The organism is Pseudohongiella sp. (assembly GCF_040877505.1).
Lineage (GTDB): Bacteria > Pseudomonadota > Gammaproteobacteria > Pseudomonadales > Pseudohongiellaceae > Pseudohongiella.
Genome location: NZ_JBBDNQ010000019.1, coordinates 90,272 through 109,011, shown reverse-complemented (window position 1 = coordinate 109,011; position 18,740 = coordinate 90,272). Strand labels below are relative to the sequence as shown.

Here is an 18,740-nt window from a genome sequence, read left to right as displayed (position 1 = left end):
CGATACTTTTCCGGCCTGTGATGTCTGTCTCAACGGGGTCCGTATAACGATGGAAAGTGTATTTGTCGAAATAGCCGCCATGCTGGCCGTGGTCACCCTGATCGCGTCGGTCGGGTTGATGCTGAAACAACCCTTGATAGTTGCGTTTATTGCTGCCGGTATTCTGCTGGGGCCGTCGGGCCTGTCCTGGGTCGAGTCCACTGATGAGGTGGAACTGCTGGCGCAGATGGGCATTGCGCTGCTGCTGTTTGTGGTTGGCCTCAAGCTGGACCTGCACATCATTCGCACCATGGGGCCGGTGGCGCTGGCCACGGGGCTGGGCCAGGTACTGTTCACCTCGGTGTTTGGCTTTCTGATTGCCCTGGGGCTGGGCATGTCACCGGTGGCGGCGCTTTATGTCGGCGTCGCCCTGACCTTCTCCAGCACTATCATCATTGTCAAACTGCTGTCCGACAAAAAAGAAATTGACGCCCTGCACGGGCGCATTGCTGTCGGTTTCCTGATTGTGCAGGACATTGTGGTGGTCCTGGTGATGATCGGCCTGACCGCCCTGGGCGCTGGCACCGATGCCGAGGCAGGCAATCTGGCCGTGGAAATGTTGTGGGTGCTGCTCAAGGGCATTGCCATGCTCGGCGTGGTGGCGTTGCTGATGAAGTATGTGGTGCCGATGGTGACCCGTCACATGGCGCAATCCTCCGAGCTGCTGGTGTTGTTTGCCATTGCCTGGGCGGTAGCGCTGGCAACGCTGGGGGATATGCTGGGATTCAGCAAGGAAGTGGGTGCCTTCCTGGCCGGTGTGTCCCTGGCCTCGACACCGTTCCGGGAAGTCATTGGCGCCCGGTTGGTCAGTCTGCGGGACTTTCTGTTGCTGTTCTTTTTTATCGAGCTGGGCTCGGGGCTGGAAATTGCCAGCCTGGGCGCACAAATCGGCCCGGCACTGATTTTTTCGGCCTTTGTGCTTTTGGGTAATCCGCTGATTGTGGTCATCATCATGGGAATCATGGGTTATCGCAAACGCACCGCTTTTCTCGCCGGTCTGACGGTGGCGCAGATCAGCGAGTTCTCCCTGATTCTGGCCGCGCTGGGTTTGAGCCTGGGGCATCTGGACAGCGACACCGTAGGGCTCATCACGCTGGTGGGGCTGATTACCATCAGTGGTTCTACCTACATGATCCTGTACTCGCACCCGCTTTACGATCGGTTGGCACCACTGCTGTCGGTCTTCGAACGCAAACACCCCTACCGCGAAGGCGAATATGATACCGATGAGGCTGTGCGGCCCGACATCGTGATCTTTGGTCTGGGGCGCTATGGCTGTGGTATTGCCGACAAACTGAAGGCCCGTGGCAGCAAGGTTCTGGGCGTGGATATCGATCCTGAAGTTGTACGCCTGCAGGCCAGCGAACATATGCAGGTTTGCTTTGGTGATGCTGAGGACCCTGAATTTCTGGAAACCCTGCCGTTGTTCAAGGTGACCTGGATAGTGAGTACGGCGCGTGAACGCGACGTCAATATGAGTATGTTGAAAACACTGAAGCGCGAGGGGTTTACCGGAAAAATTGCGGTAACTGCCCACAACACCCGTGACGCAGCATTATTGACCAGTGCCGGTGCTGATCTTGTGCTGAGGCCCTTCGCGGATGCCGCCAATCAGGCGGTGGAGTGGTTGCTGGAGACCTGAGCGCACGTGGCGAGAACCACCACCTGTTAGCAGAATAGCGTGCGATGCCGTTTGGTTATATTCGCCACGCCCTCGATATCTATTTATAAATCAATGACTTAAATTTTGGCACGATCTGTGTATTGACACTAAGGGTTACCAACGGAAGTAACCCTTGGGTCAAGAACAAACACAGGTTGTGTTGAAAATGGTAAAAACAGGCATTATCGATTTATTCGCCCGCCACAAGGTGGCTGCTAATCTGGTCATGATCATGATGATCCTGTCGGGATTGTGGGCATCCACTCGCATCAATACCCAGTTGGACCCGTCTGTCGACTGGCCAGGCATCATTATCAATGCTACCTGGCCCGGTGCCTCGGCCGAAGATGTGGAACAATTGATTGTGGTGCCGATTGAGCAACAGCTGCGTACACTGGTAGGTTTGCAGCAGATGTATTCTACCAGCACACAGGGCTCGGCAAGCATCCGTCTGGAGTTCACCTTCGATTCGGACATGGGCAAAATCGTTGATGACGTCAATGATCGCATCGCTCAGGTGCGTAATCTGCCCGCGGACATGGAGCCTGTGGTGGCACGGCGCGGTACCGACTATGAAAATATCGCATCACTGCTGGTTACCGGGGGGCGTTCGGTATCGGAGCTGGCACCGCTGGTGCGACAGTTTGAACGCGAACTCTATGCGGCTGGTGTTGACCGTATCGAGTTCAGCGGTTTGCCGGAAGACGAGTTGGCGATCCAGGTGTCCAGCGCCAATCTGATGGCGATGAATACCACCCTGGACAGCCTGGCGACGGAAGTCAGGCAGCGCAGCGCCGACGTGCCGGCCGGGACCATTGCCCGTGACCAGGGCGAGATGCAGCTGCGCGCGCTGGACCAGCGTCGCGACATCTATCAGTTCGAACAACTTGACGTACGGGTGCCGGAAAGCGGTGAGTTGGTCCGGCTGGGTGACATCGCGCAGATTGAGAAGCGGCCGCGTGCCGGCCAGCCCGTCCTGAGTCAGAATGGCCAGCCTGCCATTGAAATGAATCTGTATCGCATCACCGACTCTGATGCCATGTTGTCGGCGCAGGCATTGCAGGCCTGGCTGGATGATACCCGTCCACAGTTGCCTGAAGGTATCAGCATCGACGTGTACCAGGAAGTCTGGCTTTTGCTGAAACAACAGCTGGAGGTCATTGCCAGCAACGCCTGGTCAGGGCTGGTACTGGTCGTCCTGACCCTGTTTGTATTTTTGAATACGCGCACCGCGTTCTGGGTGATGGCGGGAATACCGGTCAGCTTTCTGTTTGCCACCTTACTGTATTTCTACATTTTTGATGGCAGCATCAACATTCTGGCGTTGATTACTTTCATCATGGCGCTGGGCATTGTGGTGGACGATGCCATCGTGGTTGGCGAGGATGCCGTCAGCCTGTTTGAACAGGGCCATTCGCCTGAGGAGGCCGCGTCGGGTGCTGCCAAACGCATGTTCATGCCTGTGGTCACCTCTTCACTGACGACGTTGGCGGCCTTTGTGCCTTTGCTGATTTCCGGTGGTGAGATGGGCGCGGTGATTGCGACCATGCCCATGGTGTTGTTCTGCGTCATTGTGGCGTCGCTGGTGGAGTGCTTCCTGGTACTGCCGGCGCATTTGAAACATGGTTTTGCGCGCATGGACCGGGATCAGCGATCCGCTTTCCGGATAAAATTTGATCGCTTCTTTTATGGCCTGCGTGACCGCTACTACCGACCGGTGCTGGAGCTGGCGCTGGCGCGGCCGGTGGCGACGCTGTTGACCGCTTTCGGCTGCGTGATTCTTGCCATGAGTCTGGTGGTCAGTGGCCGGGTAGGCATGAACTTTGTGACCGGCGTCAGCCTGCAGATGCTGGAAGCCAACGTCAACTTTACGGTGGATGCAACGCCGCAACAGCGGGAATCCTTTATGGGTCACCTGGAGCAGACGCTGCAGCAGACCAATGCCGGTAACGGGGACAACAACATCAACGGGTATTTTGTGCGGCTGAACTCGGCTCAGTTGAATCAGGAGCGTAAAACCGGTCTGCAGTATGGTTCGATGCGAGTCGAGTATGCCTGGGAGGACGCCTATTCTCTGGCGCCGCAACCTTTTGTTGACCAGTGGCGTGAGCGGGTGGTGACACCGCCCTATGTGGAGCAACTGGTGCTGGAAGTGCGAGGTGGCGCTAATGGCGGAGCACCGGATATTTCCCTGGTGCTGCGCGGTGACGACCTTAACAACCTGAAGCAGGCGTCCGAGGAACTGCAGATGGTGCTGGGTGGTTATGATGGCGTGAGCAATATCCACGACAACCTGCCCTACGGCAAAGATCAGATGATCTTCTCGTTGACACCGCAGGGCAAGTCGCTGGGATTGACCACGGCGGCACTGGGTCAGCAGCTGCGAGCGGCCTACTACGGCAGCCGGGTGCAGATATTCAATCAGGACAACGCGGAGCTGGAAGTGATGCTGATGCTGCCCGATGAGGAGCGTGACCACATCGTGTCATTGAATCAGTTCCCGGTGCGAACGCCCGCTGGCGAAATCGTGCCATTGCGAATGGTTGCCGAACTGACTACCCGTCGTGGTATCGATGTGATCAATCACAACGGCGGGTCTATGTCGGTGATGGTCAGCGCATCGGTGGATAGTCGGCAAAACAACGCCGAGCGGGTTCTGGCCGGCGTCACTGAGGGGCCCTTGCAGGAAATCAATCAGCGTTATGGTCTGAGCTCAGGTCTGGGCGGATCCAGCTTGTTTAATCAGCAACTGATGGCGGCCATGCAGATGGGCGCCGTACTGACATTGATATTTATCTATCTGATTCTGGCATGGTCGTTTGCGTCATACACCTGGCCGCTGGCCGTGCTGGTTGCCATACCTCTGGGCCTGACCGGTGCCATAGCGGGGCACTGGGTCATGGGCGTAGACCTGGGTGTGATGACCATGCTGGCGTTTTTTGCGCTCACCGGCGTGGTGGTTAACGACTCCATCGTGCTGGTCAGTTTCCTGCGTCGGGAACTGGCAGCGGGCACGCCTTTGCGTGAAGCAGTGCGCGGTGCGGCACTGTCACGTTTCCGGGCGGTCATGCTGACCTCTTTGACCACGGTGGCCGGTTTGTCGCCGCTGATGTTCGAAAGTTTCAGTCTCGCGATTTATATGGTGCCTATTGCCATCACGCTGTGTTTTGGTCTGGCATTCGCAACACTGCTGGTGCTGCTTGTGGTGCCCGCGCTGATCATACTGATTGAAAATACTAAAACGTCATTGTCGCGGCTGATGCCACGCGCACATAAATTGAACGTAACACCACAAGAAGGGATGTGAACATGAAAGCACAATATTTTCCGGGCAGAACCCTGGCGCGTTTTCGTTATCTGGGAGGCAAAGCGGCCGGATTGCTGATTTTTGGCATATTCCTGATGTTAAGTATGCTGGTTATTGCCACCGGTCCCGAGGCGGCACCGACTGAACGCGCCGAGCGCGAGTGGCCGGTGTCCTACCGGGAGGTGACTCCGGTTTCCATGGCGCCGACCATACAGGTGTACGGCAAACTGGAAACCGATCAGTCAGCCACATTGCGTGCGGGTGTAACGGCAACGGTAGCACAGGTCCTGCGTCGTGAAGGCGACTGGGTCAACGCCGGTGAAACCCTGGTGCAACTGGACGATGCGGAGGTTCTGTTGGCGGAACAGTCGGCCCGCGCTGAACTGGCCCGCGCGGAGGCGGCGTTACGCTCGATAAGGAATGACCACCAGCTGGCGCAGGATCTGGGCCTTCATCATGAAGCCCAGTCGCAACTGGCGCGTGAGAAACTGCAGCGCTTCGAATCCCTGCATGCAAAAAGCATGATTGCCGACGCGCAGCTTGATGATGTTCGCCACGAAGCCACGGAGCGTGCCATGGTACTGGCGCAGCACCAGTCGCGTTTGCGTGACTTTCCCAATCAGGAACAACAGGCAGAAGCCGTGGTAGCAGAAGCCTCTGCGCGCCTGGGTCAGGCTGAACTGGATCGGCAGCATACCGATGTGCGTGCACCATTCTCAGGTCGGGTTGTGGCACTTGATGTGGCTGCCGGAGATCGCATCAGTGCGGGCAGTGCCTTGCTGTCGGTTGCTGACTACGCGGGGTTGCAGGTGCGTGCGCCGGTACCTGTGGATGTGGCTCAGCAATTGCGCCGCAATCTGGATAGAGGCAAGCCGGTTGTGGCTGCCACCACGATTGCCGGTGAACGGCTTGGTTTTCAACTGCGGGGTTTGGCAGGAGAGGTCAAGGCAGGTCAGAGTGGTATTGATGCCTTTTTCCATGTCGCGCCGGACTCGGTGATGGCACTGGGTACGGTCGTTGATCTGACCGTCGCGTTGCCTGAGCAATCCAATGTGGTGGCGCTGCCCATCCATGCGGTGTATGACAACAACCGGGTGTATCGAATTACCGACAGCCGTCTGCAGGCGGTGACAATCGAGCGCGTAGGTGAGCACATGGATGAGGCCGGTAATTTCCGCGTGCTGGTGCGCTCATCGGAGCTCGGCCGGGGCGATCAATTGCTGGTGTCACAGTTGCCGACGGCCATGACCGGTCTTCTGGTCAGGCCGACCCTGGCAGAGACCAGTCAGACGCCGGCGCTGGCGGGACAGTGGTCAAGCTGGTAGTGAAGTGATAAGGTCTGCGCCATAAACAGACCATCAGAGGATCCGTCAATGGCGCAGTTGCTGGAACAGCAAGGAATAATTATTACCGGTGGTACCCGCGGTATCGGCAAGGCGATCGCCGAAGCCGTGCTTGCCGAAGGCGCCCGTGTGTTGATTACCGGCCGCTCACAGGCCAGTGTTGATGAAGCGCTGGGCGCCGTCGATCACCCCGCCCTGTTTGGTATGCCAGCCGATGTGGCCAGCGAAGACGATACCGTGGCAGTATTCGCACGGGCGCTGGAGTTGTTCGGGAAAGTGGATGCGGTGGTCAATAACGCGGGCATTGCTCGTGCCGGTGCAGTGCACAATCTGCGCCTGAAAGATTTCCAGATGGTCATGGATACCAACCTGAACGGTGCCTTCCTGTATAGCCGCGAAGCCTTCCGGGTCATGAAAGACACTGGCGGTGGCCGCATTCTCAATATCGGCAGTATTTCTGCCGAAACTCCCCGCTTCGGATCGGTGCCTTATACCACCAGCAAGTTCGGTCTGCAGGGCATGACCCGGGCACTGGCTATTGAAGGCCGCGAAGTGGGCATTATGGTGAGTTGCCTGCACCCGGGCAATGTCCACACGGACATCTGGGACAAGGCACCCAAATCTGTGGTTGATGAACCCAAGATGGCGGTCGCAGACATCGCTCGTGTTGCCGTGTTGATGCTCAGCATGCCGAAGAACGCCACGATTATTGATGCTACTGTGCTGGACCCGCGGCAGCCTTTCCTGGGGCGTGGCTAACCCAGGTCGTGGATAGAATGACCAGCCAACAGCAGACTAATCCAAAAGATTTAACGGAGTGACTGACTATGAATAAAATAATATTGCGATCAATCGCAGGTACATTTGCCCTGCTGGCAGGATCGGCGTTCGCCCAAAACGCTGAGCTGGTGGCCCCCGGTGTCGAAGCGGAATTGCTGACGGATGGGTTCGTATTTACTGAAGGTCCTGCGGCCGATGCCGAGGGCAATGTCTATTTCTCTGATATTCCGACCAGCACCAACTATGTGTGGACCAATGCAGGCGAGTTGCAGACCTTTCGCGAGAACAGTAACGGTACCAATGGTCTGTTCTTTGATCGCGATTGGCAATTGTTTGCGGCGGAAGGTGGCGCCGGTCGTATCACCGCTCTCAACAGTGATGGTCAGGCCGCGGTGGTTGTCGACGAGTACGAAAGCGAGCCGTTTAACAGCCCCAATGATCTTTGGCTCGACGCCGAAGGTGGCATCTATTTCACTGACCCACGTTACGGTGATGAGTCCAATAATCCCCAGCCCGGCTACTATGTGTACTATCTGGCGCCAGGTGCCGATGAAGCCGTGGCCATCATTACCGATCTGGTAAAACCCAATGGCATTATCGGTACCCGCGATGGACAGACCCTGTATGTCGCGGACCATCTGGGTAACGAGACCTACGCCTATGACATTACTGCGCCAGGTCAGGTCGACAATAAGCGTCTGCTGGCAGAACAGGGCTCTGATGGTTTAACGCTGGATGAGCACGGGAACCTTTACCTGACCGGCGGCAACAATATTACCGTTTACAGCCCGGCAGGTGAGTTGCTGGACACACTGACATTCCCGTTGGCACCTGCCAACATGACGTTCGGGGGCTCTGATCGTGATGTGCTGTTTGTCACCGCGCGCAGCAGTCTGTTTGCTCTGCAAATGAACGTTAAAGGCATGTACTGACAAGCCAGATTATGCCGGGCGGTAGAACTGGTACTGATTACGCCCGTCAGCTTTGGCCTGATACATGGCAAGATCCGCCTTGCCCATCAGGTCCTTGAAGTCCTGGCCGTGCTGTGGCGCCAGCGCTACCCCCATGGAGACGGCCGGTACCAGGGTTTCTCCCTGCAGCGTAATCGGGAGGGAGATTGCGTGGTTGATTTTTTCGAGAATATATTCAACATCTTTGGCTTTGGCTATGCCGGGTAGCAGGATCAAAAATTCGTCACCGGCGATGCGGACCAGGCGATCGGATTTTCGCAGTTGAGATCCGATTGTTTCCCCCAGGTGGCAAAGCAGCTCATCGCCCAGATGGTGGCCGTGAGAGTCATTGATAATTTTGAAATTGTCTATATCAACAAAAACCAGACCGACACCGGCATCTTCTTGCTCACTGAGTCTCAGCAGTTCCTTAAAATAATGCTCGGCCATGCGGCGGTTGGGCAGACCGGTCAGATTGTCGTGATTGGCCAGGTGCTCGGCCTGAAGTCTGGACTGCGTGGCGTCGTCCATCTGAATGTGGAGCGCATCCAGTAATGCCAGGAGATCGGAGGCCAGTACCCGGATTATGAAGGCCGCGGCGATCAGGATGACGCCATAGTCCCCCAGCCAGCGATAACCCATGGGTTCTTCCGTACCAACCCGCCAGCCATTCTGGGTCGCGTAAATCAGAATAATCATGTATGCCGCCATGGCAGCCAGCGCAATATAAAAGGTGCGTTTACCCAGCATGATCATGGCAAACAAGAGGACCGCAGGGTAACCCGTCAATGCTGAAGAGCGCAGTCCTGCACCGCCCCACATGGCTTGCGCAACACAAACGAACATGACAACAACGGTGAGCGCGGCGGCAGATTGTGCATGGCCCTTACGCAACAGGAGCAGCGCCAGCAGCAGAAAGACCATAGTAAATAAGAGCGACGCCACTACAACGCTCTGGTTGTCGAAAAAGTTGACAAGTGACAGGGCACTCACCGCGAGCAGCATGACCAGAATGCCCTGGCCTATGCGCTTGCCGCGAATCTGCTGGATAGGGTCTGTGTGGCGGGACTGGTTAGTTGGTTCACGCATCCTTTTGTTCCTGGTCCAATCGTCAAACACCTGACTACGATCACAACTATGCAGCGGTTCAACGCATATGGCAATCCCTGTTTGTTGTCTGAATCAATGACGAATCAGATAATCAAAGGCGCTAAGAGAAGAGCGTGAGCCTTCACCCATGGCAATGATAATCTGTTTGTAAGGCACATTGGTGACATCACCGGCGGCAAAAACACCGGGGATATTGGTCTGGCCTTTGGCATCAATCTCGATCTCGCCGTGCTTGCTGGTGGTCACTGCACCGTTTAACCACTCGCTGTTTGGCAGCAGGCCGATTTGCACAAAAATGCCTTCCAACTCGACAGTGTGCAGCTCGTTGCTGTTGCGGTCTTTATATTCGATGCCGGTGACCTTGTGCTTGTCGCCCAGCACCTGAGTGGTTTGTGCCGAGGTGATGACACTGACATTGGGCAGGCTGTGCAGCTTGCGTTGCAGTACGTCATCAGCCTTCAGGGTGTCGGCAAACTCAATCACTGTCACGTGTTTCACCAGACCGGCCAGATCGATGGCGGCCTCGATACCGGAGTTGCCGCCACCAACGACGGCCACGCGTTTGCCTTTGTACAGAGGGCCGTCGCAATGCGGGCAGTAGGCAACACCTTTATTGCGGTACTCGGTTTCGCCGGGCACATTGAGTTCGCGCCAGCGCGCGCCGGTGCTAAGAATCACGGTCTTTGAGCGCAGCGAGGCACCGTTGTCGAACCTGATCTCGTGCAGGCCGCCGGTTTCGGCTGCGGGAATCAGGGCTGAGGCGCGCTGCAGATTCATGATATCGACGTCGTACTGTTTGACATGCTCTTCCAGTTCCCGCGCCAGTTTCGGGCCTTCGGTTTCCTGCACGGATACAAAATTTTCAATCGCCATGGTATCCAGCACCTGACCGCCGAAACGCTCGGCGGCAACACCGGTGCGGATGCCTTTACGCGCTGCGTATATCGCGGCGGCGGCACCGGCCGGGCCGCCACCCACGATCAGCACATCAAAGGGTTCCTTGTTGTTAATTTTTTCTGCTTCGCGTTCAACGGCGCCGGTATCGATTTTGGCCAGGATTTCATCAATACCCATACGGCCCTGGCCAAAGGCCTCACCATTCAGATAAATGCTGGGCACTGACATCACCTGGCGCTGGTCCACTTCGTTCTGGAACAGTGCGCCGTCAATGGCAACATGTCTGATGTTGGGGTTCAACACAGCCATCAGGTTCAATGCCTGCACCACGTCCGGGCAGTTCTGGCATGACAGCGAGAAGTAGGTTTCAAAGACGAATTCGCCTTTGATGGCTTTGATCTGCTCAACTTTTTCGTCGCTGAGTTTGGGCGGATGGCCGCCGGTCTGCAGCAGCGCCAGCACCAGTGAGGTGAACTCGTGACCCATGGGAATGCCGGCAAAGCGCAGGTGCATCTCGGCGTCCGGGCGCTGCAGGGCAAACGACGGCTTGCGCGCATCGTCACCATCTTCGCGTATTGTAATCTTGTCGGTCAGGCTCGCGATGTCGTGAACAAGCGCGCGTAATTCGGCGGACTTGGCACTGTCGTCCAATGACGCAACAATCTCGAAAGGCCGTGTGACTTTTTCCAGGTAGGTCTTTAACTGGGCTTTCATGTTGGTGTCTAACATTTAAGAAATTCCTCTCTAAGACTGTCCTTAACAAGCGTTTGGTTAACTTGGGATTCTGTGAATCCGGTACGGTCGACAAAATTCGGGCACAAAAAAGCCCGGACGGTTCGCGCCCGGGCTCTCGGGCTAAGATCAGACAGCGTTGGTGATCAAAGCGGGTGGATCAGATCTTGCCGACCAGATCCAGTGACGGTGCCAGTGTGGCTTCGCCTTCTTTCCACTTGGCCGGGCAGACCTCGCCAGGGTGCTTGGCAACATACTGCGCCGCTTTGACCTTGCGCAGCAGCTCGGAAGCATCGCGGCCAATGTTACCGGCGGAGATTTCCACGATCTGGATAACACCTTCGGGGTCGATCACGAAGGTACCGCGCTCAGCCAGGCCTACTTCTTCTATCATGACTTCGAAGTTGCGGCTGATGATGCCGGTGGGGTCGCCGATCATCGGGTAGGTGATTTTGCCAATGGTCTCTGAACTGTCGTGCCAGGCTTTGTGGGTGAAGTGAGTGTCGGTAGACACGCTGTATACTTCAACGCCGCGGCTTTTCAGTTCTTCGTAGTTGTCAGCCAGGTCACCCAGCTCAGTCGGGCACACGAAAGTGAAGTCAGCCGGATAGAAAAATACGACTGACCACTTGCCCTTGAGATCCGCTTCAGAGACGTCCACGAATTCGCCGTTATGGAAAGCAGTCGCTTTAAATGGTTTTACTTCAGTGTTGATCAATGACACGTTAATGCTCCTTTGTCGTCTAGCCGTTCCAGTGTGGGGGTGGCTGATTAAGTTTACGAGCGCCATGATAACGGCGAAGGCTGCTTAGGTAAAATGAAATATTTATTGCACAACGATAGATAAAGTGAATCGTTAGCGGCGACACATGGATGCAGACGGGCGAATAGGGACCGGGGCTCTGCGTCGCGCCCCGGTCCGGCAGGTTCAGTCAGGGAGATACTGCTGTCGTAACGACCTGGCAACGGCGACCATACCGCGCAACGCCACTTCAGTTTCGGGCCAGCTTCGGGTTTTAAGGCCACAATCGGGGTTTACCCAGAGACGTTCGGGGGGGATTCGCGTGACGGCACGATGCATGATATCCATCATGGCGTCATATTCTGGTGCGTTGGGTGAATGGATGTCGTAGACACCAGGTCCAATTGCGTTGGGGTACCGATAATCTTCGAAAGCCTGTAACAAGTCACCGTTGGAGCGCGAAGTCTCGATAGTAATAACGTCGGCGTCCAATGCGGCAATGGCGTCGATAATGTCATTAAAATCGGAATAACACATGTGGGTATGAATCTGGGTGTCATCGCGCACACAACAGGTTGTCAGCCGGAACGCCTTAACGGCCCAGTCCAGATAGCGTTGACGCTGCGCTTTGCGCAACGGCAGGCCTTCGCGAATGGCCGGTTCGTCCACCTGGATAACGTGAACGCCTGCGCTTTCCAGGTCGCGCACCTCGTCACGAAGCGCCAGCGCAATTTGCATGGCCGTAGTTTCGCGGGGTTGGTCATCGCGCACAAATGACCAGCTCAGCATAGTGATGGGGCCGGTAAGCATGCCTTTCACCGGTTTTTGGGTCAGTGATTGTGCATAGCTGATCCAGTCCACTGTCATGGCCTGTCGCCGACGAATATCGCCATAAATGATGGGTGGTTTGACGCAGCGCGAACCATAACTTTGCACCCAGCCATATTGTGTAAACAGATAACCGTCAAGTTGTTCGCCAAAGTACTCCACCATGTCATTACGTTCTGCTTCGCCGTGCACAAGGACGTCGATATCCAGAGACTCCTGGCGCTGTATGGCTTCGGCAATTTCCGTTCGCATACGCAACTGATACGCATCAGGTGCAAGCTGCCCTGCCTTGAATTGTTGGCGGGCTTGTCTGATGGCAGGCGTCTGCGGGAATGATCCGATAGTGGTCGTGGGGAATGTCGGCAACTGCAGGATCTGTTGCTGGGCTTGATAGCGCACCGGGAATAAACTGTCGCGCTGTCCGTCAGTGGTCTGGATATTGCGCAATCGCGCCTGTACATCCGGGTTGTGTCGCAGGTCCGAATTGCGCCGGAGCCGGACAATACGGTCACTGTTGTCCAGCGCGGCCTGGGCGCCTGGGTGGTCATCTGCGCGCAGTAAACTATTGAGAGTGCTCAGTTCATGCAGTTTCTGGGTGGCGAAGGCAAGCCAGTCATGCAGCGCGGGGGGCAGACTTGTCTCAGTGACCAGATCAACGGGCACGTGCAGCAAGGAGCAGGACGGCGCCAGCCACAGGCGCTCACCCAGTTTATCCTGGGCAGATTCCAGCGCCAACAGGGATTGTCGCAGGTTGTTGCGCCAGACATTGCGGCCATCAATGATGCCGACGGAAAGGACCTTGTTCTGCGGCAGCCAGTCCAGGATGGGTTGTATTTCTGTCGGCGCTCGCACCGCATCGATGTGTATGCCGGCGACGGGCAGATTGAGAGCAGTTTGCAGATTCTCTTCAAACCCACCGAAGTAGTTGGCCAGCAGAATTTTTACCGGGCAGCTTTGCAATTGATTGTAAGCTTTGTCAAAAGCGCGTTGCCACTTCGCTGATAAATCGAGACTGAGTATGGGTTCATCAATCTGCACCCACTGCGCACCTGCGTCGCTCAGGGCCCGCAACAGTGCTTGGTACGCTTTCAGCAAAGCCGGCAACAGCGTCAGTCGGTCGAAATCCGGTGATGTTCCTTTGCCCAGCCATAGGTAGGTCACCGGCCCCACCAGAACCGGCTTGGCTGCATGGCCCAACGCTACTGCTTCGCGGGTTTCATCGATGATCTGACGCCATTCCAGCGCGAAGGTCTGTTGTGGGCTGAACTCGGGCACGATGTAGTGGTAGTTGGTATCGAACCACTTGGTCATGTCACTGGCGGATGCCGGGGCGCCTGTGGGTGCCCGGCCACGAGCCACACGAAACAGGGTGTCCAGGTCGGTTGCCCTGCCGTCCTGATTGCGGTGGCGCGCCGGTATGTTGCCGACTGTAGCGGATAGCGTTAACACCTGGTCATACCAGGCGAAGTCGCCACAGGGAATCAGATCCAGATTTGCATCAGCCTGCAATTGCCAGTGCTGCCGCCGTAGCTGGCGTCCGATATCTTCCAGTCCGGACTGTTTTAGGTCGCCTCGCCAATAGGCTTCCAGAGCCTTTTTCAGTTCCCTGTCGCCGCCAATACGTGGGAAACCCAGGCTGTGTGTCTGTATCTGTTTGCTCATGAAAACTCCTGATGCTGCACGTCGTTGTCTATCTGACCGAGCGCATTCTGGGGCAGAGATGATCATGAATCAAACTGAAGATTTTCATTTTTAATATGAATTAAATTTGATTAGAATGGTGTACCGTCAAGCGCAGAGGTGTTGAATGCTGGAGCTACGTCACTTGAGAACACTGATCACGCTGCGTGAAAGCGGGAGCCTGGTTGAGGCTGCGGATCGTCTTTGTGTGACCCAGTCTGCACTCTCGCATCAGTTGAAGGATCTGGAATCCCGGCTGTCCTGCGAGCTGTTTGTGCGCAAGAGTCGGCCCTTGCGATTCACTGAGCCAGGCCAGCGTTTGCTGGCGCTGGCCGATGACGTCCTGGTTCGGGTGGAAGACACTGAGCGGGACATTCAAAAGCTGTTGCATGGCGAGGCGGGCCGACTGCACCTGGCGATTGAATGCCACAGTTGTTTTAACTGGCTGATGCCGGTGCTGGAAACTTACCGTCGGCAATGGCCCGGAGTCGTTCTGGATTTTTCCGGCGGGTTTATTTTCGAACCGTTGCCAGCGCTGGCGCGTGGTGAGGTTGATCTGGTCATTACATCGGATCCCCAGCCCATCAGCGGTATCAGTTATCTGCCCTTGTTTGCTTATGAGATGCAGGTCGCACTGGCCAATGACCATCATTTGCTGACCAGAGACTACCTGACGCCACAGGATCTGATAGAGGAAACCGTGATTACGTACCCGGTGTCACGTGAACGTCTGGATATTTTCAGGCAATTTCTGGATCCTGCAGGGATCAGCCCCAAAACGGTACGCAACACTGAATTGACATTAATGATGGTACAGCTGGCCGCCAGTGGTCTGGGTGTGTGTGCGTTGCCCAATTGGGTCCTGGCGGACTATCTGGCCCAGGGATTAATCTCTGTTCGCCGGGCGGGGGCGGATGGCGTATGGCCGGTGCTCTACGCCGCGATTCGAAGTGAGCAGAAACGCCAGGTATTCCTGCAGGACTTTCTGACGCTGGCCAGAGCGCATTGCCTGCGTCATCTGCCGAATGTGGTTGCTGCTGACGATGATACAAAAATCATATGACTGATTCGGTCATGGTGAACTAAAGTCACAAAGTGAAGCAGATGAAACAGTCAGTAGAAGATGAGAATGGAAATGGCTGCCACAGCAATGATGATGACCAGATAACCGATGACCCGGGCCGGTTCCCGGCGCAACATGCTGAACATGGTGTCGGCAGTTCCTGCCGCTCTGTCAGCCAGGTATTGCGCGCGCATACGTTGCAGGCGCTGGTGCTGGTAGTCATCCAGCAGTGCCCGGGCCTGTGTATAGTCCGTATCATGGTGCAGCCACAGGCCGGGCATGGAGATGCCCCAGTTGCCGGCGCTGGTCTCATAAAACGGGATTTTGTTGGTTTCCAGCAGCTCGCGGACTTCGGTGGCCTCGTCTTCGGGTACATTTCGCAGTCGAAACAGCAGCTTTGCCATGGATTCCGGCCTTGCAGGGGCTTAATTGAATGAAGAACAAATAGTTCACAAATAGTTCAGGAGCAGCAATGGATAAGCGATTATCAGTGAAACGAACAATGCGCAGTCTAACAGAAAGGGTGGCTGGCCACGAAACGTATGTGTGCCGGGTGACCCGGGTTGCAGCTGTCGCGTTATTGCTGTTTGCCCATGTTCTGCCGGCCAGCGCTGACACCTCGGTCTGGCAAGCCAGTAAGGGCGACGATACGGTGTTCCTTGGTGGCACGATCCACTTGCTGCGTCCCGGGGATTATCCGCTACCGGAGGCCTTTGAAACGGCCTATCAGGCATCGGACCGGTTGTTCTTCGAGATTGATCAGGCCCAGATGGCAGATATGTCGGTGCAGGCACGCATGATGCAGCAATTGATGTATCAGGATGGCCGCACGCTGGAAACTGTGCTGGATGAGGAGACCTATACAGCATTGTCTGCCTATGCCGGGGAAGCGGGTTTGCCGATGGCGATGATTCAGAACTTCAAGCCCGGCCTTTTGCTCAGCACCCTGACCGTGATCGAATTCCAAAGCATGGGTTTTACGCCCCAGGGCGTGGATGCCTACTACAACACCCGTGCCGTGGGGGATGGCAAGGCGCGCGGCGAGCTGGAAACCATTGACCAGCAGATTGAGTTGCTGGCGGCCATGGGGGAAGGTTACGAGAGCGAGTTTGTGATGTATTCCCTGCGTGATCTGGAAACAGCCGGGGAGGCCATGGAGGAGATGATCACCGCCTGGCGCACGGGCGATCTGGCGGCGCTGGAAGATCAGTTCATCAGGCCCATGCTGGAGGAGGCGCCGGAGCTTTACGACAGTATGCTGGTGGTACGCAACAATAACTGGCTGCCACAGGTAGAAGCGATGTTTGATGAGGCAGGCACTGAATTTGTGCTGGTGGGCGCGGCGCACCTGATCGGAGAGCATGGCTTGTTGGCGATGCTCTCAGCGCGCGGTTACGAGGTCAGCAAGGTTGGCGCCGGGGCGTCTGACGGGTAGTTCGGCCTGGTCGCGGATCCGGCGTGATGTCGGCTCCGCGTTGCGTATCAGTTTGCGGTTTTATGGCTCAGAATAATCTGACGCGGTCCGCGGGTATGTGTCTGGCCGCTGGTGCCGGTTGGGATCTGTTGTACTTTTCCACCCGATTTTACGAAGGCCGCCATCTGGCGGGCCAGATCATCTCTGTCGCAAACGGGCAGATCTTTTTTAGACTTGGACATACTGTCAACCTTGGGGTTTACTATTTGTGAGCCCGTTAGTATACACCATTCCGGCCCTTGCTGTCAGCGCGCCTTGTCAGCCCCGAAGTCGCGACACAGAGCGCGGGTGACGTTGTCCGGTATCGGGTCAACGCAGTACCGGTACGCCGGGTGATCGCAGCGCACTGACCAATGCGCTCCGTTCTGCGCAGCCGCAATCATGTCGCTGGTGAATTCGAAGCGCATAAAATGCACCGCTGAGGTTTTCTCCTGCGTTGTTCGGCAAAGGTCTTCGTCGGTGATGGCGAACACTGCAGGATGACCTTCAATTTGCATTGAAACAGTCTGCTCAATAGCCAGTAGCTCGCGCAAGGCCTGACGGCGCTCGTTCTCGTCGGCATATTCGAGCATGAATGTGCACTTCAGGTTGCTGCCATCAGGAATGAGGGGGTTGTATGCTGCCAGCTCCTGGGCAATGGCCTCGCTGCTGTTCAGGTTTTCGGCGCGCATCATTTCCTGCACCTGATATTTCATGGTCATGAAATCTTCAAAGTGCAGTGTGGCATTTGGCCCCAGCGCAATACGCCGGTTGCGTTTGTGCGCAATGATGGCCTGGCGAAAAGCCGAACGTTGTTGCTGATATTGGTCCAGCGATCCTATGTCCGCAACCGTCAGTTTTTTCATGGTTCTGCCCTGGCGCTGTGGCCTGGATTAATCTTCCAGGTTGTCGAGCGCTTTCTGGAAGCGGTTGGCGTGTGAGCGTTCGGCCCTGGCCAGGGTTTCCATCCAGTCTGCGATCTCATCAAAACCTTCGTCGCGCGCCTCTTTTGCCATGCCAGGGTACATGTCTGTGTATTCATGGATTTCTCCGGCAATGGCTGACTTCAGGTTGTCAGCCGTGCTGCCGATGGGCAGACCGGTGACCGGATCACCCACGGCCTCCAGGTACTCCAGGTGGCCGTGAGCGTGACCCGTTTCCCCTTCCGCGGTGGAGCGAAACAGCGCCGAGATTTCGCTGCGACTTTCAATATCGGCTTTCTGGGCAAAGTACAGATAACGACGGTTTGCCTGAGACTCAGCCGCGAATGCGAGCTTGAGGTTGGCTTCCGTTTTGGTGTCTTTCAGTGACATGGTCTTGTCTCCGGGTCCTGGCAGGTAGTGAGCGTACGCCAAGCGTGTGAACATATCGCAGTAATCTGCACGATTCTAATGGTTTTTTTGTTGATCCTCATGATCGGATGCAATCTAAGCGGTGAGACGTATTTCATACTCGGGGCAATCTGCTAGAATCGATCATCCAGACAGAGAGAGATCGGTATGACTGACACTAAAGCCAAAGCAACACGCACCAAAAAAGCCGACACCAGCGCTGAAAAACCTGTTAAGACGCCAAAGCCTGCAGCGAAGACAACCAAACCTGCAGCGAAGACGGCCAAACCCGTCAGCAAGTCAGCACCTGCCGCCAAATCGGGCAGCAAAACAACAGCAAAAGCAGCCGCCGCCAAGCCAGCGAAGGCGGCAGCCAGGAAGCCTGCTGCCAAAACAGCGGTCAAGGCTGCAGCAAAAACTGCAACAAAAGCCACGCCCAAAACGGCGAGCAAGGCGGCGACTGCAAAGCCGGTTAAAACCGCGACTAAGCCAGCCCCAGCCAATAAAACCAGCGCCAAGACAGGGACCAAACCAGCCGCTAATTCGGTGAAAGCGACCACAGCGGCGAAACCGGCCAAAGCTACAAAGACTGCGGCAACAAAAACTGCGGCAAGCAGTGCGCCGAAAAAGCCGGTAGGCAAGGCCGCAACTGCAGCCAAAGCCAAGCCAGCGTCGAGCGTTGCCAAGAAAACCACCAAGCAAGTTGCTGCAAAATCCGGCAAAAAAGTCACTGAGAAACCTGCGGAGAAACCTGCGGAGAAACCTGTAGAGAAAGAGCGGGTAGAAGGCGCGTCCGTCAACTTCAGCAGTGTCCAGGAGCCG

The 18,740-nt window shown here is 56.1% G+C and carries 16 protein-coding genes; 7 read left to right on the top strand and 9 right to left on the bottom strand.

The features are described from left to right. The first annotated feature begins 49 nt into the window (after positions 1-49). The 5 genes from WD071_RS07375 to WD071_RS07355 all read left to right on the top strand — a co-directional run bounded on the left by WD071_RS07375 (position 50) and on the right by WD071_RS07355 (position 8,064). Entirely contained in the window at positions 50-1,681 is a 1,632-nt protein-coding gene (locus WD071_RS07375; RefSeq protein WP_368047711.1) for a cation:proton antiporter, read from the top strand. A gap of 154 nt (positions 1,682-1,835) precedes the next feature. Next, positions 1,836-5,009, top strand: coding sequence for an efflux RND transporter permease subunit (locus WD071_RS07370; protein WP_368047710.1), 3,174 nt, complete (start codon positions 1,836-1,838; stop codon positions 5,007-5,009). 2 nt (positions 5,010-5,011) lie between these two features. Continuing rightward, the gene (locus tag WD071_RS07365; RefSeq protein ID WP_368047709.1) at positions 5,012-6,334 is read left to right on the top strand and encodes an efflux RND transporter periplasmic adaptor subunit; all 1,323 of its coding nucleotides are present in this window, start codon (positions 5,012-5,014) and stop codon (positions 6,332-6,334) included. Positions 6,335-6,382: 48 nt separating this feature from the next. Then, on the top strand, positions 6,383-7,111 hold the full coding sequence (locus WD071_RS07360) for an SDR family oxidoreductase (protein ID WP_368047708.1): 729 nt from the start codon (positions 6,383-6,385) through the stop codon (positions 7,109-7,111). Positions 7,112-7,179: 68 nt separating this feature from the next. Continuing rightward, entirely contained in the window at positions 7,180-8,064 is an 885-nt protein-coding gene (locus WD071_RS07355; RefSeq protein WP_368047707.1) for an SMP-30/gluconolactonase/LRE family protein, read from the top strand. Between the two features lie 9 nt (positions 8,065-8,073). Here the strand turns inward: WD071_RS07355 and WD071_RS07350 are convergent, their stop codons facing one another. The 4 genes from WD071_RS07350 to metE all read right to left on the bottom strand — a co-directional run bounded on the left by WD071_RS07350 (position 8,074) and on the right by metE (position 14,053). Next, entirely contained in the window at positions 8,074-9,171 is a 1,098-nt protein-coding gene (locus WD071_RS07350; protein WP_368047706.1) for a diguanylate cyclase, read from the bottom strand. A gap of 93 nt (positions 9,172-9,264) precedes the next feature. Continuing rightward, positions 9,265-10,818 carry an alkyl hydroperoxide reductase subunit F gene (gene ahpF / locus WD071_RS07345; protein WP_368047705.1) on the bottom strand — a complete coding sequence of 518 codons (1,554 nt, stop codon included), beginning with the start codon at positions 10,816-10,818 and terminating at the stop codon, positions 9,265-9,267. A 163-nt stretch (positions 10,819-10,981) separates the two neighbouring features. Then, positions 10,982-11,545: an alkyl hydroperoxide reductase subunit C gene (gene ahpC / locus WD071_RS07340; RefSeq protein ID WP_368047704.1), complete on the bottom strand. Its 564-nt coding sequence runs from the start codon at positions 11,543-11,545 to the stop codon at positions 10,982-10,984. Positions 11,546-11,749: 204 nt separating this feature from the next. Then, on the bottom strand, positions 11,750-14,053 hold the full coding sequence (metE, locus tag WD071_RS07335; RefSeq protein ID WP_368047703.1) for a 5-methyltetrahydropteroyltriglutamate--homocysteine S-methyltransferase: 2,304 nt from the start codon (positions 14,051-14,053) through the stop codon (positions 11,750-11,752). Positions 14,054-14,198: 145 nt separating this feature from the next. Between metE and WD071_RS07330 the strand changes: the two genes are divergently transcribed. Continuing rightward, positions 14,199-15,134 (top strand): LysR family transcriptional regulator, encoded by a 936-nt coding sequence (locus WD071_RS07330; protein ID WP_368047702.1) that lies wholly within the window; start codon positions 14,199-14,201, stop codon positions 15,132-15,134. 50 nt (positions 15,135-15,184) lie between these two features. Here WD071_RS07330 and WD071_RS07325 read toward each other — a convergent pair whose 3' ends face one another. Beyond that, positions 15,185-15,538, bottom strand: coding sequence for a DUF6164 family protein (locus tag WD071_RS07325; RefSeq protein ID WP_368047701.1), 354 nt, complete (start codon positions 15,536-15,538; stop codon positions 15,185-15,187). A 98-nt stretch (positions 15,539-15,636) separates the two neighbouring features. On the opposite strand from WD071_RS07325, the gene WD071_RS07320 reads away from it, so the two are divergent. After that, positions 15,637-16,569: a TraB/GumN family protein gene (locus tag WD071_RS07320; RefSeq protein ID WP_368047700.1), complete on the top strand. Its 933-nt coding sequence runs from the start codon at positions 15,637-15,639 to the stop codon at positions 16,567-16,569. Positions 16,570-16,616: 47 nt separating this feature from the next. Here WD071_RS07320 and WD071_RS07315 read toward each other — a convergent pair whose 3' ends face one another. The 4 genes from WD071_RS07315 to WD071_RS07300 form a co-directional block, all read right to left on the bottom strand. Further along, positions 16,617-16,790 (bottom strand): hypothetical protein, encoded by a 174-nt coding sequence (locus tag WD071_RS07315; protein WP_294131617.1) that lies wholly within the window; start codon positions 16,788-16,790, stop codon positions 16,617-16,619. Between the two features lie 63 nt (positions 16,791-16,853). Further along, positions 16,854-17,453: a DUF3501 family protein gene (locus WD071_RS07310; RefSeq protein WP_368047699.1), complete on the bottom strand. Its 600-nt coding sequence runs from the start codon at positions 17,451-17,453 to the stop codon at positions 16,854-16,856. A 27-nt stretch (positions 17,454-17,480) separates the two neighbouring features. Further along, positions 17,481-17,900: a rubrerythrin family protein gene (locus tag WD071_RS07305; protein ID WP_368047698.1), complete on the bottom strand. Its 420-nt coding sequence runs from the start codon at positions 17,898-17,900 to the stop codon at positions 17,481-17,483. 152 nt (positions 17,901-18,052) lie between these two features. Then, positions 18,053-18,718, bottom strand: a complete 666-nt coding sequence (locus tag WD071_RS07300) for a hypothetical protein (protein WP_368047697.1) — start codon at positions 18,716-18,718, stop codon at positions 18,053-18,055. Positions 18,719-18,740: the final 22 nt, after the last annotated feature.

Coding starts and splice junctions, on each gene's coding strand:
- WD071_RS07375 (WP_368047711.1), top strand. CDS start 50: ATGGAAAGTGTATTTGTCGAAATAGCCGCCATGCTGGCCGTGGTCACC.
- WD071_RS07365 (WP_368047709.1), top strand. CDS start 5,012: ATGAAAGCACAATATTTTCCGGGCAGAACCCTGGCGCGTTTTCGTTAT.
- WD071_RS07360 (WP_368047708.1), top strand. CDS start 6,383: ATGGCGCAGTTGCTGGAACAGCAAGGAATAATTATTACCGGTGGTACC.
- WD071_RS07355 (WP_368047707.1), top strand. CDS start 7,180: ATGAATAAAATAATATTGCGATCAATCGCAGGTACATTTGCCCTGCTG.
- WD071_RS07350 (WP_368047706.1), bottom strand. CDS start 9,171: ATGCGTGAACCAACTAACCAGTCCCGCCACACAGACCCTATCCAGCAG.
- ahpF (WP_368047705.1), bottom strand. CDS start 10,818: ATGTTAGACACCAACATGAAAGCCCAGTTAAAGACCTACCTGGAAAAA.
- metE (WP_368047703.1), bottom strand. CDS start 14,053: ATGAGCAAACAGATACAGACACACAGCCTGGGTTTCCCACGTATTGGC.
- WD071_RS07330 (WP_368047702.1), top strand. CDS start 14,199: ATGCTGGAGCTACGTCACTTGAGAACACTGATCACGCTGCGTGAAAGC.
- WD071_RS07325 (WP_368047701.1), bottom strand. CDS start 15,538: ATGGCAAAGCTGCTGTTTCGACTGCGAAATGTACCCGAAGACGAGGCC.
- WD071_RS07320 (WP_368047700.1), top strand. CDS start 15,637: ATGCGCAGTCTAACAGAAAGGGTGGCTGGCCACGAAACGTATGTGTGC.
- WD071_RS07315 (WP_294131617.1), bottom strand. CDS start 16,790: ATGTCCAAGTCTAAAAAAGATCTGCCCGTTTGCGACAGAGATGATCTG.
- WD071_RS07310 (WP_368047699.1), bottom strand. CDS start 17,453: ATGAAAAAACTGACGGTTGCGGACATAGGATCGCTGGACCAATATCAG.
- WD071_RS07305 (WP_368047698.1), bottom strand. CDS start 17,900: ATGTCACTGAAAGACACCAAAACGGAAGCCAACCTCAAGCTCGCATTC.